Origin of the sequence: Yoonia sp., assembly GCF_014859355.1 — a bacterium.
Taxonomy (GTDB): domain Bacteria; phylum Pseudomonadota; class Alphaproteobacteria; order Rhodobacterales; family Rhodobacteraceae; genus Yoonia.
In genome coordinates this window covers 1-16,759 of sequence record NZ_JACUUJ010000050.1, presented here as the reverse complement: position 1 = coordinate 16,759, position 16,759 = coordinate 1, and the positions used below count along the sequence as shown (strand labels likewise).

At 60.1% G+C, this 16,759-nt stretch carries 13 protein-coding genes; 8 read left to right on the top strand and 5 right to left on the bottom strand.

The window, feature by feature from the left end; all coding sequences use genetic code 11:
• On the top strand, positions 1-588 hold a 588-nt coding region (locus tag IBX59_RS13495), incomplete at its 5' end, for a superoxide dismutase (RefSeq protein ID WP_296376437.1).
• Positions 589-656: 68 nt separating this feature from the next.
• Positions 657-1,622 carry a threonine/serine dehydratase gene (locus IBX59_RS13490; protein ID WP_296376435.1) on the top strand — a complete coding sequence of 322 codons (966 nt, stop codon included), beginning with the start codon at positions 657-659 and terminating at the stop codon, positions 1,620-1,622.
• On the opposite strand, the gene IBX59_RS13485 is transcribed toward IBX59_RS13490, so the two are convergent.
• Positions 1,623-2,180 carry a TIGR00730 family Rossman fold protein gene (locus IBX59_RS13485; protein ID WP_296376433.1) on the bottom strand — a complete coding sequence of 186 codons (558 nt, stop codon included), beginning with the start codon at positions 2,178-2,180 and terminating at the stop codon, positions 1,623-1,625.
• A gap of 113 nt (positions 2,181-2,293) precedes the next feature.
• Between IBX59_RS13485 and IBX59_RS13480 the strand changes: the two genes are divergently transcribed.
• From IBX59_RS13480 to IBX59_RS13470, 3 genes are all read left to right on the top strand, one after another.
• Positions 2,294-3,412 (top strand): LysM peptidoglycan-binding domain-containing protein, encoded by a 1,119-nt coding sequence (locus tag IBX59_RS13480; RefSeq protein ID WP_296376430.1) that lies wholly within the window; start codon positions 2,294-2,296, stop codon positions 3,410-3,412.
• Positions 3,413-3,475: 63 nt separating this feature from the next.
• Positions 3,476-5,317 carry an ABC transporter ATP-binding protein/permease gene (locus IBX59_RS13475; RefSeq protein WP_296376428.1) on the top strand — a complete coding sequence of 614 codons (1,842 nt, stop codon included), beginning with the start codon at positions 3,476-3,478 and terminating at the stop codon, positions 5,315-5,317.
• An 88-nt stretch (positions 5,318-5,405) separates the two neighbouring features.
• A complete protein-coding gene (locus IBX59_RS13470) occupies positions 5,406-5,747 on the top strand; it encodes a zinc ribbon domain-containing protein YjdM (RefSeq protein WP_296376425.1) in 342 nt (113 codons plus the stop codon).
• Between the two features lie 76 nt (positions 5,748-5,823).
• On the opposite strand, the gene IBX59_RS13465 is transcribed toward IBX59_RS13470, so the two are convergent.
• Positions 5,824-9,582: an efflux RND transporter permease subunit gene (locus IBX59_RS13465; RefSeq protein ID WP_296376423.1), complete on the bottom strand. Its 3,759-nt coding sequence runs from the start codon at positions 9,580-9,582 to the stop codon at positions 5,824-5,826.
• On the bottom strand, positions 9,579-10,814 hold the full coding sequence (locus tag IBX59_RS13460) for an efflux RND transporter periplasmic adaptor subunit (RefSeq protein WP_296376421.1): 1,236 nt from the start codon (positions 10,812-10,814) through the stop codon (positions 9,579-9,581). The genes IBX59_RS13465 and IBX59_RS13460 overlap by 4 nt, the downstream gene beginning before the upstream one ends.
• Before the next feature lie 263 nt (positions 10,815-11,077).
• On the opposite strand from IBX59_RS13460, the gene IBX59_RS13455 reads away from it, so the two are divergent.
• From IBX59_RS13455 to der, 3 genes are read left to right on the top strand one after another with little or no spacing between them, the layout of a single operon-like run.
• Positions 11,078-11,734 carry a tetratricopeptide repeat protein gene (locus tag IBX59_RS13455; RefSeq protein ID WP_296376419.1) on the top strand — a complete coding sequence of 219 codons (657 nt, stop codon included), beginning with the start codon at positions 11,078-11,080 and terminating at the stop codon, positions 11,732-11,734.
• An 18-nt stretch (positions 11,735-11,752) separates the two neighbouring features.
• Positions 11,753-13,048 carry a PQQ-like beta-propeller repeat protein gene (locus IBX59_RS13450; protein WP_296376416.1) on the top strand — a complete coding sequence of 432 codons (1,296 nt, stop codon included), beginning with the start codon at positions 11,753-11,755 and terminating at the stop codon, positions 13,046-13,048.
• 48 nt (positions 13,049-13,096) lie between these two features.
• Positions 13,097-14,569: a ribosome biogenesis GTPase Der gene (der, locus tag IBX59_RS13445; protein WP_296376413.1), complete on the top strand. Its 1,473-nt coding sequence runs from the start codon at positions 13,097-13,099 to the stop codon at positions 14,567-14,569.
• On the opposite strand, the gene IBX59_RS13440 is transcribed toward der, so the two are convergent.
• Together IBX59_RS13440 and serS are read right to left on the bottom strand one after the other, a co-directional pair.
• Entirely contained in the window at positions 14,544-15,257 is a 714-nt protein-coding gene (locus IBX59_RS13440; protein WP_296376410.1) for a hypothetical protein, read from the bottom strand. The genes der and IBX59_RS13440 overlap by 26 nt on opposite strands.
• The gene (gene serS / locus IBX59_RS13435; protein ID WP_296376408.1) at positions 15,254-16,546 is read right to left on the bottom strand and encodes a serine--tRNA ligase; all 1,293 of its coding nucleotides are present in this window, start codon (positions 16,544-16,546) and stop codon (positions 15,254-15,256) included. The genes IBX59_RS13440 and serS overlap by 4 nt, the downstream gene beginning before the upstream one ends.
• Positions 16,547-16,759: the final 213 nt, after the last annotated feature.

The window sequence follows — 16,759 nt, the reverse complement described above, 5'->3', positions numbered from 1 at the left end:
CTTCCCGATCTTCCCTATGCCCATGACGCCCTTGCCGCCAAAGGCATGTCGGCGGAAACGCTCGAATTTCACCACGACCTGCACCACAACGCCTATGTCACCAATGGCAACAAGGCGATTGAAGGCACAGAGTGGGAAGGTAAGACCCTTGAAGAGATCATCAAGGGCACTTACGAGCCCAGCGCCACCGCGCAAAACGGTATTTTCAACAACATCAGCCAGTTGTGGAACCATAACCAGTTCTGGGAAATGATGACCCCGAACGACAGCAAGATGCCGGGCGAGCTGGAAAGCGCGCTGAACGTCAGCTTTGGGTCCGTAGACAAGTTCAAGGAAGCATTCGCCGCTGCCGGCGCCGGTCAGTTCGGGTCAGGTTGGGCGTGGCTGGTGCGTGATACCGATGGCAGCCTGAAGGTCACGAAAACCGAAAACGGCGTGAACCCGATCTGCTTTGGCCAGACAACACTGCTGGGCTGTGATGTGTGGGAACATTCCTATTACATCGATTACCGCAACAAGCGGCCCGCCTATCTGACCAATTTCCTTGATAATCTGGTCAACTGGGAAAACGTCGCCTCGCGCATGTAAGCCATTCGCGATGGACAAGTCACAAGGCCCGTGGGACACCCTGCGGGCCTTTTGTTTTGGGGAATACTATGACCGGACCGGACCTATCAGAAATCATCACTGCTGCCGCTGCGCTGGATGGGATCGTGCTGCGCACCCCCGTTTTGCCGCTGGCATCGGCCCGTTGGGATGGTGTGCTGCCCAATTGCGCCAGCGCGACGGTCAAGTTGGAGCTGTTCCAGCAGGCCGGATCGTTCAAAGCGCGCGGCGCGTTTCTGGGTATTGCCGGGCTGACCGATGCGCAGCGCGCTGCGGGTGTGGTCGCGGCCAGCGGGGGCAACCATGCGCTGGCGGTGTCATGGGCGGCGCAGCAGGCGGGTGTTGATGCACTGATATGTATGCCGCGCGCGACCGATCCGTCGCGCATCGCGGGCTGCGAGGCGCTGGGCGCGACGGTGGACCTGTTTGATGACATGGCCGCCGCCTTTGCCGCCATGACGCAGGCCGCCGACGCGGGCCGCACCCTGATGCACCCTTTCGAGGCCCCGCACATGACCTTGGGGGCAGCGACCTGCGGGTATGAATATGTGGCTCAGGCGCCGCAGATCGACACCTTTGTCGTGCCTATCGGGGGTGGCGGGCTGATCAGCGGGATGGCCTGTGTGATCAAACAGATGCGCCCCGATGCGCAAGTGATCGGGGTGGAACCCTTTGGCGCCGACAGCATGACGCGCAGCTTCGCAGCAGGTCATCCGGTGCGGCTGCAAAGCGTTGACACCATCGCCGACAGCTTGGGGTCGCCGCTGGCGATGCCCTATTCCTATGGCGTGGCGCGCGCCCATGTGGACCGGATCGTGCGGATCGCGGATGCGGAGATGCTGCGCGCGATGGATCACTATCAGCAGATCCTGCGGATAACGGCAGAACCGGCCTGTGCGGCATCGCTGGCGGCCATTCTTGGCCCGCTGGCGGATGATCTGGCGGGGCGGCATCTGGGTATCATCGCCTGCGGGTCAAATATCAGCCTGACCCGTTATCAGGCGTTGATGGGCTGATCAGGCCAGCGCGTCGCGCAGCGCGGTTTCCAGTGTGGCGACATCATTGGCGGTGATAACGAATGACAACAACGATGCATCGGCAAAGCCGCTGGCGACCACGTGATCCAGCAGGGATTTCAGCGGATCCCAGAAACCGTCGATATTCAGCAGGATGATCGGCTTGGCGTGCAGGCCCAACTGCCGCCATGTCAGCGCCTCAAAGAATTCGTCCAGCGATCCGGCCCCGCCGGGCATCACGACCACCGCATCGGCGTTCATGAACATCACCTTTTTGCGTTCGTGCATGGTTTCGGTGATCACGAAACTGTCCAGATCGCGCTTGCCCACTTCCTTTTCCATCAAATGCGTCGGGATCACGCCAAAAGTCTTGCCGCCTGCGGCCTGCACGGCCTTGGCGACCCGGCCCATCAGGCCGACATCGCCCGCGCCATAGATCAGCCGCCAGCCATGCGCGGCCAGCATTTGACCTGTCTGTGTAGCTGCCGCGGCATAAGCAGGGTTGCCGCCGTCGCGTGAGCCGCAATAAACACAAACGGATTTTGGAAATGTGGTCATATTCAGGTCCTTATCATGCAGCTTCGCTTTGACCGTTGATAGCGGTGTTGCTAAGGTTGCTCAACCAGATGTGGGTGTGGATGCCACATTTGCCGCTTCCAGAAGGGCATATCGTGACGGATAACAAGCAATCGCAAGCCAGACGGATCGGTCTGGGCGCGCTCAGCGCGGTGCTTTTGATCATGGTCGGCTTGTTTTTTTTGCCTGACCCTGCGGTTGAACCTGCCCCCGAAGCGGTAGTCACCACGCAAGAGGCCGTCGCACCGGCGCCGGTGGTTTCAGATGCCGCACCTGCGACGCCAGAACTAGAAACGCCGCTGGCGCCTCGCTTCGATACGTTCCGGGTGGAACTGGATGGCGCGATGTTGATCGCCGGGCGGGCGATGCCGGGCCAACAGGTTGATGTGGTTCTGGGGGGGGTGGTGATTGCGCAGGTCATAGCTGATGCCTCAGGTAATTTCGTGGCTTTTGCGCAGGCTGGTCCCGCAGATGTGCCACGGCGCCTGTCTCTTTTGGTTGATCCTGACGGGGCCGCGATCATGTCTGAAACCAGTTATATTGTGGCGCCCATTGCGCCGGTTCAACAGGTGGCGTCAGCCCCGCCTTCGCCAGCGGTTGTTGCCCCCCCGCCAGAGGATGTAGCGCCCGAACCGGACGTGGCGGGGGGCGCGCCTGATGCGCCAGCGGTGCCCACTGTCTTGCAAGCGGATCAGGCAGGGATCAGCGTTGTGCAGGCAGCGCCGCAACCTGTCGCCAATGTGGCACTTGATGCAATCACCTATGACCCTGACGGTGACATACAACTGACGGGACGCGCAACAGGGCCGGGCGAGGTGCAGGTGTATCTGGATAACCAGCCGATTGTCACATCGCCCGTGACGCAGACTGGTGATTTCCGGGTTGATCTGCCGCAGGTTGCGACGGGTATCTACACATTGCGCATTGATGAAGTGAACGCCGCAGGCAGCGTCGTGTCGCGGATCGAGACGCCGTTCAAGCGTGAAGAAGCGGGCGACGTGGCGGCCGCCTTGGCCGAAGAAACGACTCGCGTCGGATTTGAAGTGGCCGTGCGCACCGTGCAGCCGGGTGAAACGCTTTGGGCCATTGCAGAGCAAAATCTGGGGCAGGGGATTTTCTATGTCAAAGTGTTCGAGGCAAACCGCGATCTGATCAGGGATCCTGACCTGATCTATCCGGGGCAAATCTTTCGCATTCCCAACAACGCTGACTGACCACGGGGCTGGTCATTGGTGGCGCAGCCCCTTAACTAAGGGGGCCGATAGCCGGAGAATGCGATGCGCCGCCTGACAAAGACTGCCGCCAATCTAGAAAATTCGAAAGTGCAAGGCATCGCTGTCATCCAGCGTGTCGTGCCCTACCTTTGGCCCGAAGGGCAACGATGGGTAAAGCGGCGTGTGGTTGCTGCGCTTCTGATTTTGCTGCTGGCCAAGGTGATCGCGGTCGGCACGCCGATTTTCTATAAACAGGCGGTGGATGCGCTGGCCCCTGAAACCGCATCTGCGGCAACGTTTCTGGGGTTTGGCGCGGTCGGGCTGACCCTGGCTTATGGGCTTGCGCGGCTGATGAACGTGGGCTTTCAACAGTTGCGCGACGTGATCTTTACCCGCGTCGGCCAGCGGGCGCTGCGGCAACTGGCACTGGAAACCTTTACCCATATTCACCGCTTGTCCCTGCGCTATCACATCACCCGCAAGACCGGCGGGTTAAGCCGTGTGATCGAACGCGGGGTCAAGGGTGTCGATTTCCTGCTGCGGTTCCTGTTGTTCAGCATGGGGCCGCTGCTGCTGGAACTGGTCATGATTTCCGTGGTTTTGTTTTTTCTGTTCGATGTCTGGTATCTGGCTGTCGTGGTGGCGACGATCGCGCTTTACGTGATTTTTACGTTCAAAGTCACCGAATGGCGCGTCAAGATACGTAAAATCATGAACGATCAGGACACCGACGCCAACCAAAAGGCCATCGATAGCCTGCTGAACTTTGAAACGGTCAAATATTTCGGCGCCGAACAATGGGAGGCGAACCGCTATGACCGTGCCATGGCGCAATATGAAAACGCTGCCATCCGCACGAATTATTCGCTGGCGTTTTTGAATTTTGGCCAGTCTCTGCTGATCACCGGCGGGCTGGTGGCGGTGATGATCATGGCCGCGATGGGCGTGCAGCGTGGCGATCTGACAGTGGGTGATTTTGTCATGGTCAACGCCTATATGATCCAGATCACCATGCCGCTGAATTTTCTGGGCACGGTTTACCGCGAAATCCGCCAAGCGTTGATCGACATGGGCGATATGTTTGATCTGCTGGGCCAGCCTGCGGAAGTGACCGACAAACCCGGCGCTGCGGATTTGCAGGTCAGCGGGGGCCGCGTGACGCTGGATGGTGTGACCTTTGGCTATGACGCGGCGCGCCCGATCCTGAAAGGAATTAACCTTGATGCGCAACCGGGGCAGACCGTGGCGATTGTCGGGTCGTCGGGGTCGGGCAAATCGACCATCGGGCGACTGTTGTTCCGGTTTTATGATGTGACCGGCGGGGCGCTGCTGATTGACGGTCAAGACGTGCGCGACGTGACCCAAGCCAGCCTTCACGCCCTGATCGGTGTTGTGCCGCAGGATACGGTGTTGTTCAATGACACGGTGCATTACAATATCGCCTATGGCCGCCCTGATGCGACCGAGGCTGAAATTGTTGCTGCCGCCAAGGCCGCTAAAATTCACGAATTCATCATCAGTTTGCCCGACGGGTATCAGACGACCGTGGGCGAACGCGGGCTCAAACTGTCGGGCGGCGAAAAGCAGCGGGTGGGCATCGCGCGCACCCTGCTGAAAAATCCGCCTATCCTGTTATTGGACGAAGCAACCAGCGCGTTGGATACGCAAACAGAGCGTGAAATTCAAGCCGAGCTGAAGGCCATGGGTGAGGGGCGCACGGTGATTACCATCGCGCACCGGCTGTCGACGATCGCGGATGCGGACCAGATCGTCGTGCTGGAAGATGGCGTGATCGTCGAACATGGCACCCACGACAAGCTGTTAGAGATGCAGGGCCGCTATGCCCAGCTATGGCACCGCCAGTCGGAAGAAGAAACGCACGCTGTCGTTGCCGCCGACGGGTAAAAGCCTGCCCAAGGGCGGCTGAAAAGAGGCCGGGAATGGGCTAATTCGCATCTGGTCAATGCGCAGGGTGGGGCGTATAGGATCGGCTATGACTGATACATTACCCCCATGCCCCGAATGTGGCGCCGCCTTTACCTATCAGGTTGATGCCTTGTTGAACTGCCCGTCTTGTGGGCACGAATGGTCCGGCGCTGATACCGATGATGTTGCTGACGTGGTCCGCGATAGCGTGGGCAATATCTTGCAGGATGGCGACACCGTAACGGTGATCAAGGATCTGAAGGTCAAGGGATCATCGACGCCGTTGAAGGTTGGCACCAAAGTGTCCGGCATCCGGCTGGTCAGCGGGGATCATGACATTGATTGCAAGATCGCCGGTTTTGGCCAAATGGGCCTGAAATCCGAATTCGTGAAAAAAGTGTCTGATTGATCAAACAGTCTGTCGCGTCACGTTTTTCATGTGTCACTCACAAAAAAGCCGGACCGTTTTGCGGATCCGGCTTTTGTCATTCGGCGGCTTGCAGCGGGCTTTTGGCCGGCAGCGGGGCAAGGGCTGCATCTTCTTCTGTCCAGATTAACTCTGGTGCCTTGATCTGGCTGGCCTGCCGGGCCAATGCCCAATCCTGCGCGGCACGGCTGCTGCGCCCAAAGGACAGTTTCGCCAGGAATTGCGCCAGCCAATGCGCATATGTGACAACCCAAACGCGCAGCGCCAGCATGGACGGCGTGAATATCAGCGTCAGCACTGTTGCAATGCCCAATCCGAATACAACCGCCGTCGCCAGTTGTTTCCACCACATCGCGGTCGGGCTGTCGATGGAATAGCCGCCATTGATGAAATCAAGGCTTAGTCCGAACATCATAGGTGCAAGCCCGGCCATCGTCGTGATCGTCGTCAGAAGCACAGGGCGAATACGGTCTTCGGCGGTGCGGGTGATCGCCTCTGATTTGGGCATATATTGACTGTATTCCTGATAGGTGTCGATCAGGATGATGTTGTTGTTCACCACGATCCCGGCCAATGCCACGATCCCTGTGCCCGTCATGATAATCGAAAACGGTTGCCCCATGACCAACATGCCCACAAGTGACCCGGCGGTGGACATGACCACAGCCATCAGCACCAGCACCGCATTATAGAAGCTGTTGAACTGCGCCAGCAGGATAATGAACATCAGCCCAAGGGCGGCTACACCGGCGACGGCAAGAAATTGCTGGCTTTCGGCCTGATTTTCCTGATCGCCGGTCCATTCCCATTCAACCGTGCCGGGGAAGGGATTTGATTTGAGCCATTCAGTCAAAACCGCGATACGTTCATTGGGGTTCATCAGGGCAATCGTGCCCGACGTCGCCGCAGCGCTCAACGCTTCTGGATTGGCCGCGTCGGTCTGTGACACAAGCGCATAACGGCTGTCGTTTTTCGTCAGATCGGCCGGGGCGCTGGCGTTGTCAACCTCGCGCAGGACGCCAAGCAGCGTGCCATCGGCAGAAGACAAGCTGAACAAGCCCGACCCGACCCCCGCCTTGACGTCGAAATAGCGTTTCTGGTCAACACGATCTATCTTTGCCAGCTTTTGCACCGGCGTGCGGGTGATAAAGTTGGACAGCGGGATCAGCCCGTCAGAGGTGCGCACACGCAGGCTGTCAAGCGTTGATAAAACGCGGTCCTGTTCGGGCAGGCGCACGCGGATTTCGATTTCTTCGTCCGAGGTATCAACGCGCATGGTATCCAGCAAAATCCCGCGTGTGACCATCTGCACCATCGCGCCAACCGTCGCCACATCCGCGCCATAGCGCCCGGCTTTGGCGACATCCACGTCGATTTGCCAGTCAATGCCCGGCAAGGGCGTTGTGTCTTCGATGGTGATCAGCCCCGGCGTCTTTTCAAAGTGCGCGCGCGCGGTTTTGGTGGCGGCGATCAGATCGGGCCAATTGTCGCTTTTCAGGCGCAAATGCACCGGTTTGGCAGAGGCCGGTCCGCCTGCCATGTTCAGTACCTCGAACCGGATGCCAGGAATGGTTGCCAGTTTTGCTTCGAGGTTTGCCAGCACGGTATTGCCGTCAAAATCGGGGTTCACCTGCGTGCTGGTCCACGGGATGAACCCGAGCAGACGGATGGGTTTGGACAGGGTGGGCCTGTCTTCCCAGGGGATCAGTTGCAATTGCATCTGGCCAACTGCGTCTGATGGCCCTTCGGCGCCGCCGGTGTTGGAATTCAGCCCGCCTTCACCGGCAAAGGCAAACACGCTTTGCACACCGGGTGCGCCCAGCGTGATCGCCTCGGCCTGTTGCAGCAGCGCGTCTTTTTCGGACAAGGAAAGATTACCGCGCGCCTGAATATAGACGATGGCTTGTTCCGGTTCGGATTCGACGAAAAATTCAACGCCGTTATTATTGGCGCCGTAATAACCAAAGATCGAGACCACGAAAAAAATCACCGCGCCAACCGCAACCAGCGGCATCACCGGGTTGCCGGTGATGAAATACATCAGGTGCCCAAAGGGGCTGCGCTGATAGCCAGCCCTGATACGTTTGGCAGGCCGTTCTATCCTTGCGGCGCCCATCGTGATCGACAAGAACACAGCCCCCCCCAAAAACAGAATGATCCCGGGCAGCGATGCAATAAATCCGTCTGTTTGCACCGCTGCGCCCGACAGATAGCCGGGGTTCAGCGTCAGCATCGCGCCGGTGAAAACCACCATGATCGCAGGCACCACAAGCAGAGCGTTGACACCCCAAGGCAGGCGTGCGCGCAGTCCGTCAGAGGCGTTGCCGAAAAGCCGGCTCATCCGGCCGGTGACGCCACCCATGACGGGCAGATAGATCAGCGCTACGACCAGCGATGCACAAAGCACGAAAATCAGTGTCACGGGCAACATCCCCATGAATTGCCCCGCAACGCCCGGCCAGAACAGCATTGGCAGGAACGCGCAAAGCGTCGTTGCCGTGGACGAAATGATCGGCCAGAACATCCGCTTGGCAGCTTCGGTATAGGCGTGCATCGGGCCTGACCCTTCGCTGATCCGCTTGTCGGCGTATTCGACCACCACGATCGCGCCGTCCACCAGCATCCCCACGGCCAGGATCAGACCGAACATCACGATATTGGAAATCGTAATATTCATGACCGCCAGTAACGCAAAACACAAAAGGAACGACGTCGGGATCGCGAAACCCACCAGCAGGGCAGGGCGTGTGCCAAGGGCTGCCAGCACCACGATCATTACCAGCGCGATGGCGGTCAGAACCGACCCTTCCAGCTGGCTGACCATCGACGCCACGTTGCGCGATTGGTCATTCGATGTGCCAACTGTGACGGCCGCTTGCAGTTCGGGCGACCAACTGGCGCGTTCGGTTTCGACCACATCCTTGACCAGTGCTGCGGTGTCGATCAGGTTGTAACCCTTGCGCTTGACCACTTGCAGGGCCACGGTGTTGATCCCGTTGAAACGGGCGGTGCCGACACGGTCTTCGAATGTCAGGCGGATTGTCGCCAGATCACCCAGCGTCACAACCCGGTCACCATTGGTTTTGACCGGCAGCGAATACACATCCTTTGGATCGTTGAAAGACGAAGGAATCTTGACCGAAAAAGACCCTTGGGCGGTTTCGATCTCGCCTGCGGCAATCAGCAGGTTGTTATTGGTGACAACACCAATAAGTTCGCCCGCCGTGACGTTATACGCCTCTAGCCGCAGCGGGTCGATCACGACTTCAAGCATTTCGTCGCGTTGGCCGGCCAGACCGGCCTCTAGCACGGCATCAAGCCCTTCGATGCGTTCCTGCAAGTCCTTGGCGACGCGGATCAGCGTGCGTTCGGGCACGTCGCCCGTCAGATTGACAATGATGATCGGAAATTCGGAAAAATTGATTTCATTGATCGAATACTGGTCGGCCCCGTTGGGAAATTTGCCTTGGGCGTTGTTCATGGCCTGCCGGATATCGGCCAGCGTCTTGGTCTTGTCCCAACCATATTCAAATTCCAACGCCACACCGGCATAGCCTTCGGCGGCGGTCGAGGACATGGTTTTCAAACCGTCCAGATCGGACAGTTCCGTTTCCATCGGCTTGACAAGCAGGCTTTCTGCATCTTCGGCCGAAATGCCAGGAAAGGGCACCGACACGAAAATCGCGGGGATTTCAATGTCGGGTTCGCCTTCTTTTGGCAGGCCGACATAAGCAACGGCACCCGCCAGAAGAGACAGGCCAATAAAGGCAATCACCATCCGCGCACGGGCGGCGGCCCAGTCAACTAATCCGGTCATCCCTTGGCCTCGGTATAAGTCGGGTTGACGCGCACACCGTCGGTGACAAATTCATGCCCGATCGTAATAATCTCAACAACGTCGGGCAGGTCCGTGACCCAGACACCGTCGGCTGTGTCACGCAGCAATGTGACCGGCATGAATGCGACACTCTTTTCGGGCGTGATCGTCCGCACGCCCAGCACGCCGTTATCATCCAGCGTCAGGCTTGATTGCGCCAGCAGGTGCGCTGTCCGGCCATCCGACGCGACGATAATTTCGGCAGTCTGACCGTCACTAATGCCCAGATCCGCATTTGGCACGGTCACTTCGACCCGAAAGGTGCGGGTCAGGTCATCGGCACTGCGCGACACAAAACTGACCTGTCCACGCACCTGCAGGCCATTGGTCAGCCGGGCGCCAGCCATCGCCCCGACCGTCACTTTGCTGACTTCGGTTTCAGGTACGAAACCCACCAGTTTGATAGGGTTCAGCTGGATGATGGTCGCGCAGGGGCTGCCCGGTTGCATCAGCGTGCCAAGTTCGGCCGTATCCGTTTCCAGCAAACCGGCAAAAGGCGCGATGATGTGCAGGCGTTCGATTTCACGCTCGGCAGTGGCGACGGCGGCTTCGGCCGATTGGATGCCCGCACGCGCCGAAGCGACAGCCGAATTTGCACGTTGCAGACCGGCTTGCGCGGATTCCATTGTGGCCTCTGCGCTGACCAGCCGCGTTTCAGAAGCAAACCCATCCTGTGACAAGCGGCGCGCTGCATTCAAATTGACCTCGGCCTCGCGGATACGGGCCGCGGCTTCGATGACGCCTGCTTCTGCTTCGGGTTCACGGCTGACCGCCTCGGCCAGCCGCGCGCGCGCTTCGGCCAGTGATGCTTGTCGCGTGCCGGGATCCAGCTGGCAAAGTTCGTCACCGGCATCAACGAATGCGCCTTTGCGCAACGGTTCCGAAATGACGGCGCCCGATGTTTCCGCAGCGACTGTCACCTCGCGGGCGGCCTGGGTCTGACCGCGCAAAATCACGGCACTGTCAATGGTCTGCGCTGCGGACCGCATGGCAACAACGCGCACACCTTCCAGTGATTCGGTTGCGTCGGGGGCCGCGTTATCGGCGTTGTCGCTGGCAGTTTCTTCTGTCGGTGTTGCCCCGGCGAACTTGAACAAAAGATCGCGCTGAAAGACGGTGAAGTAAAGGGTGACGCACACGACCAATGCGGTGATGACAGGGAAAATCTTCATAAAGCAGCTTTCATGGTGGTTTACAGGCTGATGTGCGAAACCATTTCTTTATTACTTACGTGGTCGATATATTCCCTGGATCAAAAAATTACTAAACTGATCGGTTCAAATTAAACAAATCCATGCGATGCTGCAAGCAAGGTTTTCTGCACTGCCCCAAGACCATTTTTGCAAATCATCGCTCTGCTCTTGTCCATCTGGCGGGCTTCGCGATATGTATTCCGAAACAGCGGATCGCGCAAACGCGCATTATGGGGGCTTGAGTGAGCAACGCGGACAGTTTCATTAACGAAGTGACAGAAGAAGTCCGGCGCGAAAAGCTTTATGGCTATTTGCGACGCTACGGCTGGGTTGCTGTGGTTTGCGTGCTGGTGTTGGTTGGCGGCGCCGCCTGGTTTGAATATCGCAACGCGCAGGACCGGGCCGCTGCCGAAGCCCGGGGTGATGCGCTTTTGGCCGCGCTGAACGTGAATGATCCTGCAGCGCGGGTGGCGGCTTTTGCGCAGATTGGCACCGGGGATGACGCGGGGGCCATCACCGGGCTGTTGCTGGCGGCCATGCAGCAGGAAGCCGGTGACGCGGAGGCGGCGCGTGAGACTCTGATCGATATCGCAGGTCGCGGCACGGTACCGCAGATGTATCGTGATCTGGCGACATTCAAGGCGGCGATGTTGCCGACACGTGATGCCGCGGATCGGGTCGCTTTGCTGACCGATCTGGCAGCACCCGGCCAGCCTTACCGGTTGCTGGCGCTGGAACAGCTGGCGTATCTTTCGGTGGAAAGTGGCGACCGGGACGCAGCCCTTGGGTTGTTGCGCCAGATCGAAGAAGATGCGGATGTGTCGCGCGGCTTGCAAGAGCGTGTGCAAATGGCAATGTTGGCGCTGGACGCGCCTTTGCCGGACGCAATAACGGAATAATTGGGATTGGACCGCGCTTTGACACGTAAAACACGCTTTTGTGCCGTTCTCGCGCTTGTCCTGTTGGCGGCCTGTGGCGAAGAACAGGTGATCCTGCCCGGCGAACGGCTTGACCTGCGGGCCAGTGCCGCGCAAGTTAATGAGGCAAGACCCATCAATTTGCCGGTTGCACGCGTGAACGCCGATTGGACGCACCGTAACGGTGGGCCGACACATCAGATATCGCATCCCGCGCTGGGGGCTTCACTGGCACCGGCGTTTGTGGCCGATATTGGCCAGGGCGACAGCCGCCGCGCGCGGATCACGGCAGACCCTGTTGTGGCCGGCGGAGTTGTCTATACTCTGGATGCGCGCGCGCAGGTCACGGCAACAACAACATCAGGTCAGCAGCTTTGGTCGGTCGATCTGACCCCAAGACGCGCAAACCCGGCGGCTGCATCGGGCGGCGGATTAGCGGCGGGTGGCGGCCAGTTATTTGTCACGACGGGTTTTGGTGAAGTGTCGGCGATCGATTCCGCAACCGGCCGTGTGGCATGGGTGCAAAGACTGGACGCGCCTGCTATTGCCGCACCCACTGTTGTGGGGGATCTGGTCTATGTGGTGGCCCGCGACAGTGTTGGCTGGGCGCTTGATGTGACCAACGGGCGGATCCGCTGGCAGCAGACGGGCACGCCGTCAACTGCGAATTTCGCCAGCGGCGCGGCCCCAGCGGTCAACGATTCCATTGCGATCTTTCCGTTTCCGTCAGGGGAAGTTGTGGCAACATTTCCCGCGGGCGGTTTGCAGCGTTGGTCCAGCGTGATTTCTGGCGAACGGCTTGGGCGGGCGATATCGCTGATCACGGATATCGGCGGTGATCCGGTGATCGACGGCGCGCGCGTCTATGTGGGTAACTTTGGTGGCCGCACGGTGGCGTTGGATCTGCTGAACGGTGATCGGATATGGACCGCATCAGAAGGCGCCGTCGGCCCCGTATGGCCAGTGGGCGATGCAGTATTCCTGATCAATGACCTGAACGAATTGTTGCGGCTGGATGCGGCCAACGGTGCGGTGGTTTGGCGTGTTGCGCTGCCACGGTTCGCCGATGGCCGGACAGCACGCCAACGCAGCGTGTTTGCACATCGGGGGCCGGTCTTGGCTGGGGGGCGGCTGATTGTTGCATCCTCTGATGGGGTGATACGGCAGTTTGACCCGGCCTCTGGCGGGTTGATCGGCACACTGGATCTGCCCGGTGGGGCGGCCAGCAGCCCGGTTGTTGCCGGACAAACTCTCTATGTCGTCAGCAAGACCGGGCAATTGCACGCTTTCCGTTGATCCCGAATTGGTGTATCGGCCCCTTTCATACCCGTCAGGAGCCGCGACATGACCTTTACCCTTGCCATTGTGGGGCGTCCCAATGTGGGCAAATCCACGCTGTTTAACCGTTTGGTCGGCAAAAAACTGGCCTTGGTCGATGATCAGCCGGGCGTGACACGTGACCTGCGCGAAGGCGAAGGGCGCATTGCCGACCTGCGGTTTACCGTGATCGACAGCGCCGGTCTGGAAGAAGCGACCGACGACAGCCTGCAAGGCCGGATGCGCCGCCTGACCGAACGCGCGGTCGAAATGGCCGATGTCTGCCTGTTCATGATCGACGCCCGTGTCGGTGTTCTGCCCGCCGATCAGGTATTCGCCGATATCCTGCGCAAGAAGAACGCGCATGTAATCCTTGCCGCCAACAAGGGCGAAGGCCGCGCCGCAGATGCCACGATACTTGAGGCCTATGCGCTGGGGCTGGGTGAACCCATTCGCCTGTCTGCCGAACATGGTGAAGGTATGGGCGAATTGCTGGATGCGCTGCGCCCCATCGCCAAGGAACATGAAGAACGCGCCGCATTGGATGCGCCCGAAATTGACGTGGACGTGGGCGAGGATGACGAAGACGCACCGCGCGTGCCGACCCGTGCCAAGCCCTTGCAGATCGCCGTTGTCGGCCGCCCGAATGCGGGAAAATCAACCCTGATCAATAAGATCATCGGCGAAGAACGCCTGCTGACCGGACCCGAGGCCGGGATCACGCGCGATGCGATTTCGGTGCAGACCGATTGGGCGGGGCCGGATGGTGTGGGCGTTCCCATGCGGATTTTTGATACCGCAGGGATGCGCAAAAAGGCCAAGATTCAGGAAAAGCTGGAAAAGCTGTCCGTGTCCGACGGGCTGCGCGCAGTCAAGTTTGCCGAGGTCGTCGTGGTCTTGCTAGACGTTGAAATTCCCTTTGAACAACAGGATTTGCGCATCGCCGATCTGGCAGAGCGTGAAGGCCGCGCCGTGGTTGTCGCGGTGAACAAATGGGATACCGAGGACGACAAGCAGGACAAGCTGCGCGAATTGAAACAATCCTTCGAACGCCTGCTGCCGCAGTTGCGCGGCGCGCCGCTGGTCACTGTTTCGGCCAAGACAGGCAAGGGGTTGGACCGGCTGCAACAGGCGATCATGCGCGCGCATGATGTATGGAACCGGCGCGCGACGACCGCGCAGTTGAACCGCTGGCTGACGGGGATGCTGGAACAGCACCCGCCACCCGCACCCGGCGGCAAGCGGATCAAGATGCGCTATGCCACGCAAGTCAAAACGCGGCCCCCCGCGTTCGTGGTGATGACATCGCACCCCGATCTGGTCCCCGAAAGCTATAAACGCTATCTGGTCAATGGCTTGCGCGAAGATTTCGACATGCCCGGCACGCCGATCCGGCTGTATTTGCGCGATCAGGGCGACAAGAACCCTTACAAGGATCGCAAGTCATCGCAGCCCTCGCGCTTGTCAAAGCACCTTAAAAAGGGGTCGGGCGACCGCTAGGGCGTAATGTCAGCACCAGCATCGCCCCGATGCCAAGGGCGGCCAGCGCGCTGACGCCCATTTCGGCGGTTCCATTGGCGACGATAATACCGACCAGCGCCCAGATCACCGTCAGCCCGTAACCCGGTGCGCCGGTCTGGCGTTGGACGATGGCGGCCACAAGCAGCGCGCCGATGATCCCCGCATAGGCCCAGCCCAGCGGCCCCATGACCAGCCCGTAACCGGCGGCGGTGCTGGCCAGCGCGACGAAAGATGCCGCCGTCAGCCAGCCTGCATAAATCCCCACCGGCGCGCGCAGCCACCACCTGTCGGCGCGGGGCGCGCGCAGCAGCGCCATGATGGCACTGACCGCCATGACAAAGATCAAAACCGTCGCCCAGACGGCGCTGTTGTTGGCCACGGCAAGCCATGGCGTGCCCGCCCCAAGGCTGATGATCAGCGGCAGGCGCACGCTATTCCACGCCGCACTGTCAGCGCGCTTCAAAAGGCCGAACACCGCCGACACCACCAGCCAGGCATATATCAGCCCCCAGATCGCAAAGGCATAGCCCGCAGGCTGCACCGGCGGGTTGATCTGCGGGAACGGCAACTGATCTGCCCGAAACCCGCTGAACGGCGCGGTCAGCGCGGGTGACAGCACAAAGGTGGCGGTGACCAGCAGCGTCAGCGCGGCGAGCGCACGGTTCATGCCAGATCACCGGATGCGGTGATCCGCGTCTTGCCGCGCAGATAGGGGTGCAGCACCGCGGGCAGATCGACAGACCCATCCGCCTGCTGGCCGTTTTCCACCACCGCGATCAGCGTGCGCCCCACGGCAAGGCCGGACCCGTTCAGCGTATGCACGAACTGCGGCTTGCCACCGTCCGTTGGTTTGAACCGCGCGTTCATCCGTCGCGCCTGATAGTCGCCACAGACCGACACCGAGCTGATCTCGCGATAGGTGTTCTGGCCGGGCAACCAGACCTCGATATCGTGGGTCTTGGTGGCACCGGCGCCCATATCGCCCGCGCACAGCACAACGGTGCGGTAAGGCAGGTCCAGTTTTTCCAAAATCACCTCGGCCCTGCGGGTCATGGCGGTGTGTTCGGCGGCGCTGTCTTCGGGGGCGGTGATGCTGACCATCTCGACCTTTTCGAACTGGTGCTGGCGTAACATGCCCGATGTATCACGCCCCGCGCTGCCCGCCTCGGACCGGAAACACTGGGTGTGGGCGACATAGCGGCGGGGCAGGTCGGTTTCATCCAGCGTCAGCCCGTTGACGATATTGGTCAGCGTCACCTCGGCGGTGGGGATCAGCCACCAGCCGTTTGTGGTTTGGTAACTGTCTTCGCCGAATTTGGGCAGTTGGCCTGTGCCATACATCATTTCCTCGCGGACCATGACGGGGGTGATGGTTTCCAGCAACCCGTGGTCTTCGACATGGGTGTCCAGCATGAACTGCGCCAGCGCGCGGTGCAGGCGGGCGACGGCCCCCGACAGCAGCACAAAGCGGCTGCCCGACAGTTTGGCGGCGGTTTCAAAATCCATTCCCGGACGGATTGCGGGGATGTCGTAATGTTCAAGCGGGGCGAAATCCATGGTGCGCGGTGTGCCGTAGCGGCGGATTTCGACGTTGTCGGCCTCGTCCTTGCCGTCGGGGATGGACGGGTCGGGCAGGTTGGGCAGGGCGATCAGCAGGTCTTGCAGGCGGGCATCCTCGGCCTTGGCCTGTTCGGTCAGCGTGGCGATCTGCGCCTTTTTGTCAGCGACCAATGCGCGCAGGCGTTCAAATTCCGCGTCATTGCCCGCGGCCTTTGCGGCGCCCACATCCTTGGCGGCCTTGTTCGCCTCGGCCTGTGCTGTTTCGGCGGCCAGGATCGCGGCGCGGCGGGATTCGTCGATAGCAAGGATTTCAGCGGACACAGGGGCGATCCCACGGCGCGACAGGGCCGCGTCGAACGCTGCGGGGGTGTCACGGATGGTGCGGATATCGTGCATGGGTCTGGTCCTTGGTTGGTGGTGTCAGGGGACATATGCCGCAGATTTGAAGCGGTGGAAAGCGGGGGAATGGACGCTGACATGATATTGCACCCCAAGAAAGCGACCAAACGACCGGACCAAAAAACGCAGACTTTGGAAACGCGTTGGATTGCACCCGGCCCCCGCTTGCCCCATATCGCGATTACGGCTGCGACAGCGTTGCCAATCGGT